Below are 16,188 nucleotides of genomic sequence, written 5' to 3'. Positions count from 1 at the left end.
GGCCCGGACCAAGCTGGTCCGGGCCGCCCCGTCGTCGCGTATGGCGTGGGTCAGCGCATCTTTCCGCCGCGCGGGGCGCGGGCGCTCTTCGGCATGGGGCCCTTCGGGAGCGGCATGTTCGACATCAGGTCGCCCATCGCGCGCAGCCGGTCGTTGGCCGTGGTCACCTGGGCGCCGGTCAGGACGCGCGGCAGCTTCAGCAGCGTGGTGCGCACCTTCTTCAGCGGCACCTGGCCCTCGCCCTCGCCGACGATGATGTCGTGCACCGGCACATCCACCACGACGCGCGCCATCTTTCGCTTCTCGGCGGCCAGCAGGGACTTCACCCGGTTCGGGTTGCCCTCGGCCACCAGGACCACACCGGCCTTGCCGACCGCGCGGTGTACGACGTCCTGGCTGCGGTTCATCGCGACGGCCGGGGTCGTGGTCCAGCCGCGGCCCACGTTTTCGAGCACCGCCGCCGCGGCACCGGGCTTTCCTTCCATCTGTCCGAAGGCCGCTCGCTCGGCGCGGCGTCCGAAGACGATCGCCATCGCGAGGAAGGCCAGCAGGAAACCCAGGATGCCCAGGTAGATGGGGTGACCGATCAAGAAGCCGACACCGAGGAGGACGCCGAAGACGACGATTCCCAGGCCACCGACGACAAGACCGACCTTGGGATCGGCCTTGCGGGTCATCTTGTAGGTCAGGGCGATCTGCTTGAGTCGCCCGGGATTCTCAGAGTCTGCGTTTGCCTTCCTCGCCATGGCCAGAAGTTTACGCGGACTAGGAAGTGCGGGCCGCCACGGCCTCCAGTACGTGTTCGGCGTCGACCCGGTCCCTGGCCCGGCGTCGGTCCTCCAGGACCGACGTCCAGGCGTTGCGGCGGGCGGTGCGCTGCCCGTTGCTCAGCAGCAGGGACTCGACCGCGCGGAGAGCTCCGGCGACGGTCGGGATGGCGGTGGCGCGTACGGACTGGGTCGACTGGGTCGCGGCCTGCATGGTGGGGCCCCTCGGGACGGCAGCGGATACACGGCGGATACAGCGGGTGAAGCGGTACGGCGCGTAGTGCGGCGTGCTGCGCGCAGGGGTGCTGCGGGCGCACGCGGGACCGGCGGGTGAAACGTTGCTTCCCGGCCGGCGCAGACATCGCAACCGCTGTTCCGGGCCGGCACCGTGCCGCTCCCCGCATCGCTCCCCGGTCCGGTGTGCGGTCCGACGGCGCGGTGCGTCATTAAAGAGTCACTGATTGTTGTTACCAAGGCATGTCCGGGCGGTCAAACGCGCATGAAGGCCAGGCGCTCCCGGCGGAACGGCCGACGCGGCCCGTACCCGTCCCCGACCTGCGAGGACCGTACGAGCCGCGTCACACGGCGACTACCACACCGTAGGTGCTTGTGCGGAGATTCACACGGCGGCGGCGCCGCGCCGGTCCATCGCCTGGCGGAAGAGCCGGCCCGCCCGGTACGAGGACCTGACCAGCGGACCCGACATCACACCGGAGTAGCCGATCTCCTCGGCCTCCTTCTGGAGCTCCACGAACTCGGCCGGCTTCACCCACCGCTCGACCGGGTGGTGGCGCGGCGAGGGGCGCAGATACTGCGTGATGGTGATGAGCTCGCAGCCCGCGTCGTACAGGTCCTGAAGCGCCTGGCTGATCTCCTCGCGCTCCTCGCCCATGCCCAGGATGAGGTTCGACTTGGTGACCAGACCGGCCTCACGGGCCTTGGTGATGACTTCGAGCGAGCGCTCGTAGCGGAAGCCGGGGCGGATCCGCTTGAAGATGCGCGGCACCGTCTCCACGTTGTGCGCGAGGACCTCCGGGCGGGACGAGAAGACCTCGGCCAGCTGCTCGGGGACCGCGTTGAAGTCGGGGATCAGCAGCTCGACCTTGGTACGGCCTTCGGCCCGCTCGGCCGTCATCGCGTGGATCTGCCGCACGGTCTCCGCGTACAGCCAGGCGCCGCCGTCCTCCAGGTCGTCGCGGGCGACGCCGGTGATGGTCGCGTAGTTCAGGTCCATCGTGACGACGGACTCGCCCACCCGGCGCGGCTCGTCCAGGTCCAGCGCGGCCGGCTTGCCGGTGTCGATCTGGCAGAAGTCGCAGCGCCGCGTGCACTGGTCGCCGCCGATGAGGAAGGTCGCCTCGCGGTCCTCCCAGCATTCGTAGATGTTGGGACAGCCCGCCTCCTGGCAGACCGTGTGCAGCCCCTCGGATTTCACCAGGGCCTGCATCTTGGTGTACTCGGGGCCCATCTTCGCGCGGGTCTTGATCCACTCGGGCTTGCGCTCGATGGGGGTCTGGCTGTTCCGGACCTCCAGACGCAACATCTTGCGCCCGTCGGGTGCGACAGCGGACACGTCCGGCTCCCTACAGCTTCGATTCTTCGGCGAACACCAGGGTACGCCCGTCATATGTATGGCTTGTCTCTGGCCAAACCCTTGGCCGCTGAGGCGCATTCCCCCCAACGGCTGGAGCCGCCCCTTTTCCGGACGGGGACGGACCGTCCGGACGGAGCCCGCCGGGGCGGCCGGGGCCGCCGCCGACCGCGTTACGCGGTGGCACCCTCGACCGTACGCGGCGCCAGGGCCGCGTTCTCCAGCACGTCCCGCAGATGCTTCTCCACGACGGGCAGGACCTCGGCGATCGTGACCTCGCGGCCCAGTTCGTACGAGAGCGATGTCACCCCGGCGTCCCGGATCCCGCACGGCACGATCCGGTCGAACCAGGTGGTGTCCGGGTTGCAGTTCAGTGCGAAGCCGTGCATGGTCACGCCCTTCGCGACCCTGATGCCCATGGCGGCGATCTTGCGGTCCTCGCGGCGCTGACCGGCGTTGGACGGAGCGTACTCGGGACCGTTCATCCGCGGGTCGAACTCCTCGTCGTGCAGCCGCGGGTCCAGATCGAGCGAGAGCCCGCCGAGCGACGGACGCTGCTCCACCGGGTCACCGAGCACCCACACACCCGCACGCCCCTCGACCCGGCTGGTCTCGACGCCGAACTCGGCACAGACCCGGATCAGCGCCTCCTCCAGGCGGCGCAGATGCGCGATCACGTCCACCGGGCGCGGCAGCTTCTGGATCGGGTAGCCGATCAGCTGGCCGTAGCCGTGCCAGGTGATCTTGCCGCCGCGGTCCACATCCACCACCGGCGTCCCGTCGAGCGGGCGCTCGCTGTCGTCCGTGCGCCGCCCCGCGGTGTAGACGGGCGGATGCTCCAGGAGCAGCACGGTGTCCGGGGTCTCGTCGGCGAACCGCGCCGCATGCACCTCGCGCTGCTTCTGCCAGGCCTCCCGGTACTCGACGGCCTCTTCGCCGAACCCCAGACGGACAAACCGCAGCTCGCTCACGGCAGCTCCTCATCGCATACGGACAGCAACGCCCCGAAGGGCGCTCCCGGCAACTGTACGACCCGCATCGAACGGCACCTCTGGGCGGGCAGAAACGACACCTCCTCACACGATCGGATGAATCCGGGGCGAAGGTGGCGGAACGAGCTCCTGGGCCCGCTAAATTCGCGCCGTTCCATGAGGGCTGCTCCCGGCCCGGAAGGCAGGAGACCGCACAGCTGATGACGGAACGAACCCCGCAGCGCACGTCCAACCGCCAGCTCGCCGCGCTCATCGGAGAGGCAGGATTCTCCAACGCGGGACTGGCCAGAAGAGTCGACCAGCTCGGCCTTGAGCACGGTCTCGACCTGCGGTACGACAAGACGTCGGTGACCCGCTGGCTGCGCGGCCAGCAGCCGCGGGGCACCACACCCGCGCTGATCGCCGAGGTCTTCACCAGACGGCTGGGGCGCAGACTCTCCGCCCAGGACCTGGGGCTCGACGCATGTGCGCCGGTCTACGCGGGGCTGGAATTCGCCGGTACGCCCGAGGAGGCCGTCGACATCGTCAGCGGTCTCTGGCGCAAGGACTCCGGCAGCCATGCCGAACTGCGCAAGATCGCCTTCACCCCGGCGGGGCTGGTCGTACCCAGCAGGGACTGGCTGATCGGGCGCCCCGACGACTGGAGTGCGGCCGGTTCGGCGGGTCCGGCCGGTTCGGCCGGTGGAGTGAGGCCCGGGCAGGGCGGCCGCGCCGAGCCGCAGCGCCCCGGCGCGCGGGTCCCCTCGCAGTCCCGTCCGACCGTTCCCCGCCAGCGGCAGACCGACCGGCCGGGGCAGCGGGTCGGCGCCGGGGACATCGCCGCCCTGCGTTCGGTGGGCGAGCTGTTCCGCACCCTCGACCACGCGTACGGCGGTGGCCACGCCCGGCAGGCCCTGGTGCGCTATCTGGAGCACGAGGCGGAGCCGATGCTCCGCGGGTCGTACGGCGAGGCCACCGGCCGGCGGCTCTTCGCAGCCGCCGCCGATCTGACCCGTCTCGCGGGCTGGACCTCGTACGACATCGCGGCCCACGGGCTCGCCCAGCGCTACTTCGTCCAGGCCCTGCGGCTCTCGCAGGCGGCCGGTGACCGGGCGTACGGCTCGTACGTGCTCGTCACCATGAGCCGCCAGGCCGTCTATCTCGGGCACGGCCGGGAGGCGGTCCAGCTGGCGCGGGTGGCCCAGCAGGGCATCGGGACCTCGGCGCCGCCGGTCGTCCAGGCGCTGCTGCACGCCGTCGAGGCGCGCGGTCACGCGGTGCTCGGTGAGGTACGGGCCTGTACGGCGTCCCTGGCACGGGCCGAGCGGGTCATGGAGGCGGTGCGCCCCGGCGACGAAGTACCGTACTGGGCACGGTTCTTCGACGAGGCACAGCTGACGGACGACTTCAGCCACTGCCACCGGGATCTCCAGCAGTACCGGCCGGCGGCGCAGTACGCGGAGCGCTCGCTCCAGCTGCGGGCCCCCGCCTTCGCGCGTTCCCGGCTCTTCTGCCGGGTCGTGCTGGCCACTGCCCGGCTGGGCCTCGGCGAGCTGGACCAGGCGTGCCTGCTGGGGGCCGAGTCGGCGCAGCAGGCGGCGGAGATGCGGTCGGCGCGGGCGGTGGAGTACGTGCGCGAGTTCGAGCGGCGGCTTGAGCCCTACCGTGACGCGGCGGCGGTACGCGGATACCGGGACCGTGTCGCGGCGATGGGCTGAGGCGGGGCGCCGGGGTGGAGCAGGGCGCCGGGGTGCGGTACTGGGCTCAGGCGGGGTGCCGGGCCGAGGCGGCACTGCCGGGCTGAGGCGGTGCTGCCGGGCCGGGGCGGGGCGCGTCCGTCGCACGGGTGTCACGCGGCGAGCGGGAACCCGTCCACGGCGGCGTCCGGCTTGATGCCGAAGTCCCGCATGACCGCCTGCGCGGCCCGGCGGCCGGAGACGAGCGCGCCCTGGGCGGTGCTGGTGTCGCGGTGGTCGCCGCACACGTACAGCCCCGCGAGCAGCCGTACCGGACGGCGTACGTCGTGCGGCGGTGGCATCGCGGGGACCGCGTCGGGGGAGTGGTGGACGGCGAGGAGCTCCCAGTCGTCGGTCGGGGTGCCGTGGAGCGCGGCCAGCTGGCTGCGGGCCGCACGCTCCAGGCCGGACCAGGGGGCGCCGAGCACCGTCGACGAGATCAGCGCGCGGCCGTCCGGGGCCCGTGCGGGGTCGACCTCGCTCATCACCACGCTGTGCGAGACGGGGCCCGAGCGGTCGGCGTCCAGGACCAGCGACCGGCCGGTGCGCGGAGTCACCGGAGCGGAGTGGTGAAGGACCGTCACCGGGTGGAAGGCCGGGACCCGGAGTCCGGGCAGCAGCCGGGCCGCCGAGCGGGCATCGGTGGCCACGATGAGCGCACGGCAGCCCAGCGTGGACAGTTCAGCGGTGCTGACCGTGCTGATGGAGGCGGCGGTGACGGTCACCCCGGTGGTCACCGTGCCCGGCGGCAGCGTCGCGGCCAGCCGCTCGGGCAGCACGGACGCGCCGCCCGCCGGTACGCAGAGCCGGCCGCGGGCGAATCCCCGCAGGGCGAGATCGGCGCAGCGGCTCGACGTGGTCAGCCCGGGGTCGCTCAGCAGCGCGGCCAGCAGGGGCCTGAGGAAGGCGGCGGCGGCCCGCGGCGGGAGGCCGTACGAGCGGAGCGCGGCCAGCGCGGTCTGCTCGGGGCGGGCCAGCAGCCGCTCCACCGGGGTGGCCGCGAGACGGGCCAGCGCGGCGCCCAGCCTGGCCCGGTCGAGTGCGCTGCTCATGAACGCCCCGCTCACGAGTGCGCCGCCGGTCAGTCCGCCGGCGCGCAGTCCTGCGCCCGTGAGCCCGGTGCCCGGAAGCCCGGCGCTGGTAAGCCCGGCACCCCCGAGGCCGGCACCCCCGAAGCCGCTCAGGGGGCCGCCGTTCGACGCGCCACCGCTCAAGGGGGCGCGTGCGGCGCTTCGCAGGGCGCGTGCGGCGGTGAATGCGCCCCGTGTGCCCCGGGCCTCGCCCGTCCGGTGCAGACGGCCTCCGCTGTGCACGAGGACGCCCGGGGCGAACAGCCTGAGTTCCGCCTCGCCCAGACACGGGGCGCGGAGCAGTTCCGGGTACGAGGTGCTGAGGAGCCCCCCGGCGCGGTCCAGGCGGAAACCGTCGCTCACCTCGGTGGACATACGGCCGCCCGGCGACGGGGCCGCCTCCAGGACGCTGACGGACACACCGGCGCTGGTCAGCCGGTGAGCTGCTGACAGGCCGGCGAGTCCGGCTCCGACGATGATCACGTCGGCGTGGTGCGCGGTACTGAGCACGTGCCCCTCCCCGAGGTCGGCCCGGCCGCGGCGTTCCGTACAGGGGCTGATTCCCCCAACGGGCCGCGGAAATGCCCTGGTTCGGGTCGAGCGTAGGGAGTGGCGCGGCGCGGGGCAGGCGCGCGGGGCGGGGGCACGGGGGCGTGGGGTCGCACAGGTGGCACGGCGGCGCGATGGGGGGCGTGCGGGTGGGTGGTGCTGCGCGGCTGCGCTCCACGGGGCTCCGCCCCGGACCCCGCCCCTCACGGTCCGGCGAGGCCGACCGGGACCGGCTTCCGACCGGAAGGGGCTTCCGGCCGGAACCGGCTTCCGGTCAAGCGGGGTCCCAGCGGCCCCAACCGGCCCCGGGGCCGGTTGTCAGAGCGCCGCCCGGATCGCCTCGTCGACGTCCGGGAACGCGAAATCGAACCCTGAGTCCAGGAGTTTCCGAGGCAGGACCCGCTGGCTGCCCAGGACGTCTCCCGCGAACTCGCCCAGCGCCAGCCGCAGTGCGGGCGCCGGCGCCGTGAACAGGGTGGGGCGGTGCAGGACCCGGCCCATGGCCGCTGTCACCTCGCGGTTGGTGACCGGCTGAGGGCCTGTCAGGTTCACCGGCCCGGACAGTGATTCCGTGTCCAGGATGTGGCGCAGCGCCGCGACATGGTCGTGCAGCGCGATGAAGCTCCAGTACTGGCCACCGTCGCCCATCCGGCCGCCGAGACCCGCCTTGAACAGCGGGAAGAGCCTGCCCCAGGCCCCGCCCTCCTTGGCCACCACCAGCCCCGTACGTGCGAAGGCCGTCCGGATGCCCGCCTCTTCGGCCGTGTGCGCAGCGTCCTCCCACTCGACGCAGAGCGAGGCGAGGAATCCCTCACCTGGGGGTGCGCTCTCGTCGACCGGCTGGTCGCCCGTGTCCCCGTAGTACCCGACCGCACTGCCGCACAGGAACACCGCCGGCGGTACGTCGAGCGAGGCGACGGCATCGGCGAGCGTCGCGGTGCCCAGCACCCGGCTGTCCCGCAGCTCCTTCTTGTACGCGTCCGTCCAGCGATGGTCGCCGACCCCGGCCCCGGCCAGATTGACCACCGCGTCACAGCCGGCCAGACCCGCCGTGTCCACATGTTCCCGGCCGGGGTCCCACTCCACCTCGTCAGGCGCCTCGGCCGTACGGCGGACCAGCCGCACCACCTCGTGCCCGTCGGTGCGCAGGGAACGGCCCAGCGCCGTACCGATCAGTCCTGATGCTCCGGCAATCGCGATACGCATGGGCCCATCCTCACGCACCCCGGCGAAATCGCGCAGCGCCCTCGCGCGCGCCCGTGGCAGAGTGGCCCGCATGCCTGCCCCGAACACCCGTATGCCCGACCCGAACATACGCCTGGCCGTACCCGAGGACGGTGACGCCCTCGGCGAACTCGACCGGGCGACCTGGTCCACGCTGCACGCGGTCGTGCCGCCGCCCCGGCCCCCGTACCCGCCCTTCTTCGACGAACGGCACAGCCCGGCGGACCATCTGGTCGCCGAACTGGCGGGCGCGCTCGTGGGCTATATCCGGCTGGTGCGGCCCATCCCGATCGCCAGCAACGCCCATGTCCGCCAGATCCAGGGCCTGGCCGTCGCCCGCACGGCGCGCGGGCACGGTGTGGGCCGGGCGCTGCTGCGGGCCGCGTGCGCCGAGGCGAGGCGGCAGGGCGCCACCCGGATCACCTTGCGCGTGCTCGGGCACAACACCCCCGCCCGCGGGCTCTACGCCGCTGAAGGGTTCACCGTGGAGGGCGTGCTGCCGGGCGAGTTCCATCTGGCCGGCCGGTATGTCGACGACGTACTGATGGGCCGCGCTCTCACGCCGTACTGACCGGGCCTCCAGCGCACGCCGTACTGACCGGGCCCCCGGCGCACCCCGAACTGGCCGGCCCCGGCGCACCCCGAACTGGCCGGCCCCCGCCACGACGGGTCTCAGGAGCCGAACCGCTCCCACAGCCGGGGATACCGCTCGGCGAGCGCCTCGTCGTCGAAGTCGACCGGTGGGCCCTCCGGGTCGGCGGCCTGCGGCGGGATGCCGAGATCGGGCGTGGGCGCCCCGGTGAGCTGCTCGTACGCCTCGTCGGCCGCGTACCCCAGGTCCTCGCCGTCGCCGTCGATCTCCTCGTCGAAGTCGTCCAGGAGATCCGCCAGGGCGTCCGGGTCCTGGAGCGCGCCCTCGAAGATCTCCCGGCCCTGGCCGATGAGCCAGCAGCGGAAGTAGTCGAAGGAGTCGCTGTCGCTCTCGCGGAGCAGCACCACCGCCGCGCCCCACAGATCCCAGCGGTACGCGCGGTTGTAGCGGGCCTCGAAGTACCGGGCGAACTCCAGCACGGACTCCGGGTCGAGCTGCGCCAATCGCTCGGTGAGCAGGTCGGCATGGTCCTCGGGGTCGCCGTCGGCGGCCGCCCGAGTGCTGTCGATGGTCTCCCAGAACTCCGTCTCGTCCCTCACGCGTCCAGCATCGTGGTTGGCGGGGCGCGGCGCACGCGGAGCGCCGATCAGCGGCCCTCTTGTTACCAGGCGATGTGACCGTCCGATCATTCACTCGTTTGACGGTGCAGCGATTCCGATCACTCGCCCCGATCACTCACCCCAAAGGGGTCACCCCCGTCATGCGAACGCAAGAGCAACCGGAGAGTGCGAGGTCCGGCGCCGCCCGAGTGGGCGTGGAGCAGGCCGAGGCCGCACTCGTCGAGCACTATCCGCGGCTCGTCCGCCTCGCCTACATCACGCTGCCGCCGTCCCTGGGCCGCCACCGCCGGGTCCTCGCCGCCCATGCGACCGTCCAGCGCGCACTGCCCGCATCACGCGGCGGCGGACCGGACGGGCCGCGCGTGCCCGTCCAGCGCGGCGCCCCCGAAGACCCCGGGTACGCCCTGGTCAGACGGCGGGTGCTCACGGCCGTCCTGGCCTACGGGCAGCGCCCCGGCTGGTGGCCCCGGCGGCTGCCGGCGCCGCGCGCGCTGCGGCCCGCGCTGCCCGCCGTGTTCGGGCTCCGGGTCTTCCCCCGGTCCGGTGGCGCCGATCAACTCGCCCTGGAACAGGCCCTGTCGGGGGCCACGCCGGCCGCCAGAGCCGCGCTCGTACTGCACCGCGTCGAGGGCCTGAGCGAACAGGCAACCCGTACGCTGCTGACCGAGGCGGGCGCCACCGACGCCGGGTCCGCGCTGCGCACTGCGGCCCGGCTGGCCCGTACCCCGGCGGAGACCGGCGCCGACGCGCTGCTGGCCTCCGAGGAGTTCGACCCCTGTCTGGTGCACACCCGGCCCACCGATCTGATCCGGCGCAGACAGCGGATCAGGTTCGCGCGGTGCGTGGGCGCCCTCGTGACCGTGCTCGCGGTGGCCCTGGTGGTGGTGGACCGCGACGGCGGTTCACAGCCGTCCGCCGCGACCGGGCCGTACAACCCCGCCGTCGCCGCCCGCGCGCTCGATCCGGCGCTGCTGCTGCGCGCCCCGGCCCAGGAGTGGGCCGACACTTCACGCGTCGACTTCACGGTCTGGCCCGCCCGCGGGGCCCGCAAGGACGACAGCGCGCTGCTCGGCCGGGCGCTGAAGGTCTGGGCGAGCCCCGCCCGTACGGTACGGATCTCCGCCACCCCGGGCGCCGCGACCGTGCCGCCCGCACAGCCGCCCCGGCTGCTCTACGCGGGCGATGTGGACGGTACGGCCGTGGTGCTGTTCGCCGACGGGGACCGGGTCGTCCGGTACGCCGAGCCCACGCGTGGCGCGGGCGCGCCCGCGCTGGACTTCGCCCGCGCCGACGACGCCGACATCACCACCGGGGCCGCGGTCGTCGTCGGCCGCACCGACGGCAACGCCCGGTTCCTGCTGGCGCCGTGGGTCGCCGAGTCCGCCACCCGCGACCTCCTCGCCCCCGACACCCCGGCACGCCCGCTCGACGAGGGCAAGGACGGAGTGACCTCCCCGGTGTCGAGCCCGGCCATGGTCGTGGGCGGCAAGGGATGCGGCTCCTGGCCCGCGCTCCAGCTCCGCTCCTCCAGCAGGGTCGCTGAGAAGCACGCGTTCCTCCTCACCGACCTCGGTGACCTCACGCCCGTCCACCTCACCTACACCCCGCCACCGGGCGGCGGGGCCCCGGCACGCTCGCCCAGGGAGGCGACCGGCAGCCAGGCGCTGGTCAGCTGGGCGCACACCGCGTGTTCGCTGACCGGGGTACGCGGCAGTGGCGTACGTGCCGTGAACAACTGGGAGTACGCCCGCCAGCAACTCCCCGAAGACGGCGGCCACGCCTCCTGGGTGTGTACCAGGGCGGACACCTGGCAGGGGCCCGGCAGGGTCTCCGTACAGCTCCAGCTCCCGGGTGGCCCCGCGTCCAGGCCGGGCGCCCTCGTGGCGCAGCGGAAGAACACCGCGCTGTGCAGCCGCTTCGGCCAGAACGTCCTGGCGGGCGCCAAGTGGAAGGCGGAATCGGGCCGGTGGTATCTGCTCGCCGCGGGCAGCAGGGAGGTCCGCGAGATCGACGCGACCGGAGGCGTACGGGCTACGGCGCACGGTACGACGATGGCGGTACGGGCGGGCAAGGACGACCGGGCGGTCATGACGGCCCGGCTGGCGGACGGGGACACGCTGAAGGCACTGGGCTGAGGGACTGGGCTGAGCACCTGGGCTGAGCACCGGATCCGGAATTCCCCGGAAATCCGGACCGGGGTTGTCGGGTATGGGTGGCACGGTGGCCGTATGGAGACAGACAAGCCTTTGACGGGACGAATCGCCCTGGTCGCCGGAGCCACCCGGGGCGCCGGCCGGGCCATCGCCGTACAGCTGGGAGCGGCGGGCGCCACCGTGTACGCGACCGGGCGCACCACCCGCGAGCACCGCAGCGAAGTGGGCCGCTCCGAGACCATCGAGGAGACCGCCGAACTGATCTCCGCCGCGGGCGGGACCGGGTTCGCCGTGCCCACCGACCATCTGGAGGAGGAGCAGGTCCGCGCCCTGACCGAGCGGATCGACCGCGAGCAGGGACGGCTGGACATCCTGGTCAACAACATCTGGGGCGGTGACCATCTCGCCGGGATCGGCGAGGCGAGGAAGATGTGGGAGATCCCGCTGGCGGACGGGCTCCGGATGCTGGAGCTGGGCGTCAGGAGCCACATCGTCACCAGCAGCGTCGCGCTGCCGCTGCTGGTCCGCACCCGGGGCGGTCTTGTGGTCGAAGTGACGGACGGGACAGCTGAGTTCAACCGGGACTACCGGGAGAACTTCTACTTCGGCCTGGCCAAGAACGCACCGATCCGGATGGCCTCCGACCTGGCCCACGAGCTGACGTCCCTCGGGGGCACGGCGGTCTGTGTCACCCCCGGCTTCCTGCGCTCGGAGGCGATGCTCGACCACTTCGGGGTGACGGAGGCGACCTGGCGCGACGCCATCGCCGAGGAACCGCACTTCGCCATCGCGGAGTCCCCGGTGTTCGTGGGCCGCGCGGTGGCCGCGCTCGCGGCCGACCCGGACCGGGCCCGGTGGAACGGCCAGTCGCTCTCCAGCGGACAACTGGCCGCCGAGTACGGTTTCACGGACGCGGACGGCAGCCGGCCCGACGCCTGGCGGTACATCACCGAGGTCGCACTCGGCGGCGCGGACCGGGCCGCGGAGGAGTACCGGTAGCCACCGGCAGCGCGGGGGCGGCGCCGCTCACTCGTACAGCCGCGCCGCCGCCCGCAGCGCATCGGCGAACCGCGCCCGCAGCTCCGGCGGCTCCAGGACCTCCACATCCGGCCCCAGCGACAGCAGCTGCGCATACGCCACATCCAGCGACTCGACCGGCAGCGCGACCGTCACCCGGCCCAGCTCGTCAGGGGCGGAGGCCGCGGTCAGCGCCTCGTTGGCCGCCGCGCGGTCCACCGCGTACGGAAGGGACTCGGCGCCCGGCGCGGAGAGGCGGACCACCACATCGGCCGCGAGGAGCGACCGGGCGAAACCGGCGGCCCGCTCCTCCCAGAAGGCGGGCAGGTCGAACTCCTCGTCCCGGACGAAGGAGCCGTCCTCATGGAGCGTGAGGGCGGTGAAGCGGTCGATGCGGTACACCCGGAAGTCCCCGGGGCCGTCGTCGACGGAGCACCCGTCGCCGGAGCGGGGCTCCGCGCGGGCGCAGAGATACCAGACCCCGGCCTTCAGCACCAGGCCGTACGGCTCCAGGGTGCGCTCCACGGCCGAGCCGTCCCGGCGGCGGTAGCGCGCCGATATCCGGCTGTCCGCCCAGACCGCGCGGGCCAGCGGGGCCAGCAGCTCAGGGGTGCTCGGCTCCTGGTACCAGCCGGGCGCGTCCAGGTGGAAGCGCTGGGTGGCCGATGCCGGTGCGTCGCGCAGCGAAGGCAGCAGCGCGGCCGAGACCTTCAGCCGGGCGGCCGACGCGGCGTCGTCGAGCCCCATCTCCCGCAGCGCGCCCGGCAGTCCGGAGAGGAAGAGCGCCTCGGCCTCCGAGCGGGCCAGACCGGTCAGCCGGGTGCGGTAACCGCCTATCAGCCGGTAACCGCCCGACCTGCCACGCTCCGCGTAGACCGGGACGCCCGCCTCCGAGAGGGCGAGCGCGTCCCGGGTGACGGTGCGCTCGGACACGTCGAGCTCCTGCGCCAGCTCGGCCGCAGTCATCATCGGCCGGGACTGGAGCAGGAGCACCATCTTGATCAGGCGGGCAGCGCGCATGGCATCAGCATGCACGCCACCACTGACAACGGGCGTGTGACCTCGGGTACCCCCGGATCACACGCCCGTTGTCAGGACATCACCCCTGACGCGCGACGCTCACAGGCCGTAGCGCTCACAGGCCGTAGGGCTCACAGCCGTAGCGCTCAGAGGCCGTAGCGCTCGCGGGCCTCCTTGACCGCCGACACGGGAACCTCGCCCCGCTTGGCGAGCGAGGCCAGCGCCGCGACGACGACCGACTGCGCGTCGACACCGAAGTGACGGCGGGCCGCCTCCCGGGTGTCCGAGATACCGAAGCCGTCGGTGCCGAGCGAGGTCCAGTCCTGCTCGACCCACTGGCTGATCTGGTCCGGGACCTGCCGCATCCAGTCGCTCACCGCGAGCACCGGACCCGGGGCGCCGGCCAGCGCCTGGGTGACGTACGGGGTGCGCTGCTCACCGCGGAGCAGCGCCTCGTCGCACTCCAGCGCGTCACGGCGCAGCTCGCCCCACGAGGTCGCCGACCAGACATCGGCCGTCACACCCCAGTCGGCCGCCAGCAGCTCCTGGGCCTCAAGGGTCCAGTGGATCGCCGTACCCGACGCGAGCAGCTGGATGTGCGGGGAGCCGGCTGCCGCCGCGCCCTCCTTGAAGCGGTACAGACCGCGGCGGATGCCCTCCTCGACGCCCTCGGGCATCGCGGGCTGCTGCTTCGGCTCGTTGTAGACCGTCAGGTAGTAGAAGACGTTCTCCGCGTCCGGACCGTACATCCGGCGCAGACCGTCCTTGACGATCACGGCGATCTCGAAGGCGAACGCCGGGTCGTAGTTGAGCGACGCCGGGTTGGTGGAGGCGATCAGATGCGAGTGGCCGTCCGCGTGCTGGAGCCCCTCACCGGTCAGCGTGGTGCGGCCCGCGGTGGCGCCGACGATGAAGCCGCGGCCCAGCTGGTCGCCGAGCTGCCACATCTGGTCGGCGGTGCGCTGCCAGCCGAACATCGAGTAGAAGATGTAGAAGGGCACCATCGGCTCGCCGTGCGTCGCGTACGACGTGGCGGCGGCGATGAAGTCGGCCATGGCCCCGGCCTCGGTGATCCCCTCGTTGAGGATCTGGCCGTCGCTGGCCTCCTTGTAGTACATCAGCTGGTCGCGGTCGACCGGGTCGTACGTCTGGCCCTTCGGCGAGTAGATACCGGCCGACGGGAACAGCGACTCCATACCGAACGTACGGGCCTCGTCGGGGACGATCGGCACCCAGCGCTTGCCGGTCTGCTTGTCCCGCATCAGGTCCTTCATCAGCCGGACGAAGGCCATCGTGGTGGCCATCTCCTGCTGGCCCGAACCCTTGATGAGCGCCTTGAACGCACGCTCCTCGGGCTCCGGCAGGACGACCTGGTGCACCCGGCGGGCCGGGGCGGGGCCGCCCAGCTCGGCGCGGCGCTCCTGGAGGTAGCGGACCTCGGGCGAGTCCGCGCCGGGGTGGCCGTAGGGCACCAGGCCCTCGTCCAGCTTCGCGTCCGGGATCGGCAGGTCCAGCAGATCGCGCATGGCGCGGAACTGCTTGCCGTCCAGCTTCTTCATCTGGTGGTTGGCGTTGCGGGACTCGAAGCCCTCACCGAGGGTGTAGCCCTTCACGGTCTGCGCGAGGATCACGGTCGGGGCGCCCTTGAACTCCAGGGCCGCCTTGTACGCCGCGTACACCTTGCGGGCCTCGTGGCCGCCGCGCGAGGAGTGGAAACACTCGGCGATCTTCGCGTCGGTGAGCAGCTTCGCCAGCTCGGCGAGGGCGGGCTCGGCGCCGAAGAAGTGCTGGCGGATGTAGGCCACGTCGCGCGTCGCGTACGTCTGGAACTGCGCGTCCGGCACCTCGCGGAGGCGGCGGACCAGTGCACCCGTGGTGTCGAGCTGGAACAGCTCGTCCCAGGCGGACCCCCAGAGCGTCTTGATGACGTTCCAGCCGGCGCCGCGGAACTGCGCCTCCAGCTCCTGCACGACCCGGAAGTTGGCCCGCACCGGGCCGTCGAGGCGCTGCAGGTTGCAGTTGATGACGAAGGTGAGGTTGTCGAGGCCCTCACGGGCGGCCAGGGTGAGCGCGGTCGTCGACTCGGGCTCGTCCATCTCGCCGTCGCCGAGGAAGGCCCAGACGTGCGAGTTCGAGGTGTCCTTGATGCCGCGGCCGGTCAGATAGCGGTTGAACCGCGCCTGGTAGATCGAGGAGATCGGGCCCAGGCCCATCGAGACCGTGGGGAACTCCCAGAGCCAGGGCAGCCGGCGCGGGTGCGGGTAGGACGGCAGCCCGTCGCCGCCCGCCTCCTGACGGAAGTTGTCGAGCTGCTGCTCGCTGAGGCGTCCGTCGAGGAAGGCACGGGCGTAGATGCCGGGCGACGCGTGGCCCTGGACGTAGAGCTGGTCGCCCGAGCCTCCCCCGTTCTCGGCTCCGCTCGAACGGGAGGTGCCCCCTCCCTCCTTGCCGCGGAAGAAGTGGTTGAAGCCGGTCTCGTACAGCCAGGCGGCCGAGGCGAAGGTGGCGATGTGGCCGCCGACGCCGAACCGGGAGCCGCGGGTGACCATCGCGGCCGCGTTCCAGCGGTTCCACGCGGTGATCCGGCTCTCCATCGCCAGGTCGCCGTCGAAGGCGGGCTCGGCGGAAGTCGGAATGGTGTTGACGTAGTCGGTCTCCAGCAGCTTGGGCAGCGCGAGACCGGCGCCGTCGGCCCGCTCCAGCGTGCGGCGCATCAGATATGCGGCACGGTGGGGGCCTGCGGCCTTGGTGACGGCGTCCAGGGATGCCGCCCACTCGGCGGTCTCCTCGGGGTCGCGGTCCGGGAGCTGGTCGAGCTCACTGTGAAGCTTGCCTACGGGGTCGGTCATGGTCGCCGCCTTCCGGACAGAACAGGGGG

Annotated in this window: 13 protein-coding genes; 4 read left to right on the top strand and 9 right to left on the bottom strand. The window is 72.6% G+C overall.

What is annotated here, in order from left to right:
• Positions 1-50: 50 nt before the first annotated feature.
• From ACWGKJ_RS33185 to lipB, 4 genes are all read right to left on the bottom strand, one after another.
• A complete protein-coding gene (locus ACWGKJ_RS33185) occupies positions 51-746 on the bottom strand; it encodes a DUF4191 domain-containing protein (RefSeq protein WP_385026603.1) in 696 nt (231 codons plus the stop codon).
• Positions 747-765: 19 nt separating this feature from the next.
• Complete coding sequence (locus ACWGKJ_RS33180) at positions 766-981, bottom strand: SCO2195 family GlnR-regulated protein (RefSeq protein WP_385026606.1); 216 nt, start codon at positions 979-981, stop codon at positions 766-768.
• 405 nt (positions 982-1,386) lie between these two features.
• On the bottom strand, positions 1,387-2,340 hold the full coding sequence (lipA, locus tag ACWGKJ_RS33175; protein WP_266857759.1) for a lipoyl synthase: 954 nt from the start codon (positions 2,338-2,340) through the stop codon (positions 1,387-1,389).
• Between the two features lie 191 nt (positions 2,341-2,531).
• The gene (gene lipB, locus ACWGKJ_RS33170; RefSeq protein ID WP_385026610.1) at positions 2,532-3,329 is read right to left on the bottom strand and encodes a lipoyl(octanoyl) transferase LipB; all 798 of its coding nucleotides are present in this window, start codon (positions 3,327-3,329) and stop codon (positions 2,532-2,534) included.
• Positions 3,330-3,550: 221 nt separating this feature from the next.
• Here lipB and ACWGKJ_RS33165 point away from each other — a divergent pair, with 221 nt between their 5' ends.
• Positions 3,551-5,047, top strand: a complete 1,497-nt coding sequence (locus ACWGKJ_RS33165) for a regulator (RefSeq protein WP_385026614.1) — start codon at positions 3,551-3,553, stop codon at positions 5,045-5,047.
• 131 nt (positions 5,048-5,178) lie between these two features.
• On the opposite strand, the gene ACWGKJ_RS33160 is transcribed toward ACWGKJ_RS33165, so the two are convergent.
• Entirely contained in the window at positions 5,179-6,645 is a 1,467-nt protein-coding gene (locus ACWGKJ_RS33160; RefSeq protein ID WP_385026617.1) for an FAD-dependent oxidoreductase, read from the bottom strand.
• 357 nt (positions 6,646-7,002) lie between these two features.
• Positions 7,003-7,890: a TIGR01777 family oxidoreductase gene (locus ACWGKJ_RS33155; RefSeq protein WP_385026620.1), complete on the bottom strand. Its 888-nt coding sequence runs from the start codon at positions 7,888-7,890 to the stop codon at positions 7,003-7,005.
• A gap of 70 nt (positions 7,891-7,960) precedes the next feature.
• On the opposite strand from ACWGKJ_RS33155, the gene ACWGKJ_RS33150 reads away from it, so the two are divergent.
• Positions 7,961-8,479, top strand: coding sequence for a GNAT family N-acetyltransferase (locus tag ACWGKJ_RS33150; RefSeq protein ID WP_385026623.1), 519 nt, complete (start codon positions 7,961-7,963; stop codon positions 8,477-8,479).
• Positions 8,480-8,580: 101 nt separating this feature from the next.
• Here the strand turns inward: ACWGKJ_RS33150 and ACWGKJ_RS33145 are convergent, their stop codons facing one another.
• Positions 8,581-9,099: a DUF4240 domain-containing protein gene (locus ACWGKJ_RS33145; protein ID WP_385026626.1), complete on the bottom strand. Its 519-nt coding sequence runs from the start codon at positions 9,097-9,099 to the stop codon at positions 8,581-8,583.
• 161 nt (positions 9,100-9,260) lie between these two features.
• On the opposite strand from ACWGKJ_RS33145, the gene ACWGKJ_RS33140 reads away from it, so the two are divergent.
• Together ACWGKJ_RS33140 and ACWGKJ_RS33135 are read left to right on the top strand one after the other, a co-directional pair.
• Positions 9,261-11,255 carry a hypothetical protein gene (locus ACWGKJ_RS33140; RefSeq protein ID WP_385026629.1) on the top strand — a complete coding sequence of 665 codons (1,995 nt, stop codon included), beginning with the start codon at positions 9,261-9,263 and terminating at the stop codon, positions 11,253-11,255.
• 93 nt (positions 11,256-11,348) lie between these two features.
• Positions 11,349-12,272 carry an SDR family oxidoreductase gene (locus tag ACWGKJ_RS33135; protein ID WP_385026632.1) on the top strand — a complete coding sequence of 308 codons (924 nt, stop codon included), beginning with the start codon at positions 11,349-11,351 and terminating at the stop codon, positions 12,270-12,272.
• A gap of 27 nt (positions 12,273-12,299) precedes the next feature.
• On the opposite strand, the gene ACWGKJ_RS33130 is transcribed toward ACWGKJ_RS33135, so the two are convergent.
• Positions 12,300-13,310 (bottom strand): helix-turn-helix transcriptional regulator, encoded by a 1,011-nt coding sequence (locus ACWGKJ_RS33130; RefSeq protein WP_385026635.1) that lies wholly within the window; start codon positions 13,308-13,310, stop codon positions 12,300-12,302.
• Between the two features lie 146 nt (positions 13,311-13,456).
• Positions 13,457-16,159 (bottom strand): pyruvate dehydrogenase (acetyl-transferring), homodimeric type, encoded by a 2,703-nt coding sequence (gene aceE / locus ACWGKJ_RS33125; RefSeq protein ID WP_385026638.1) that lies wholly within the window; start codon positions 16,157-16,159, stop codon positions 13,457-13,459.
• Positions 16,160-16,188: the final 29 nt, after the last annotated feature.

Source organism: Streptomyces sp. NPDC054757 (assembly GCF_053612185.1).
This window is presented reverse-complemented; position numbering and strand designations above follow the sequence as displayed.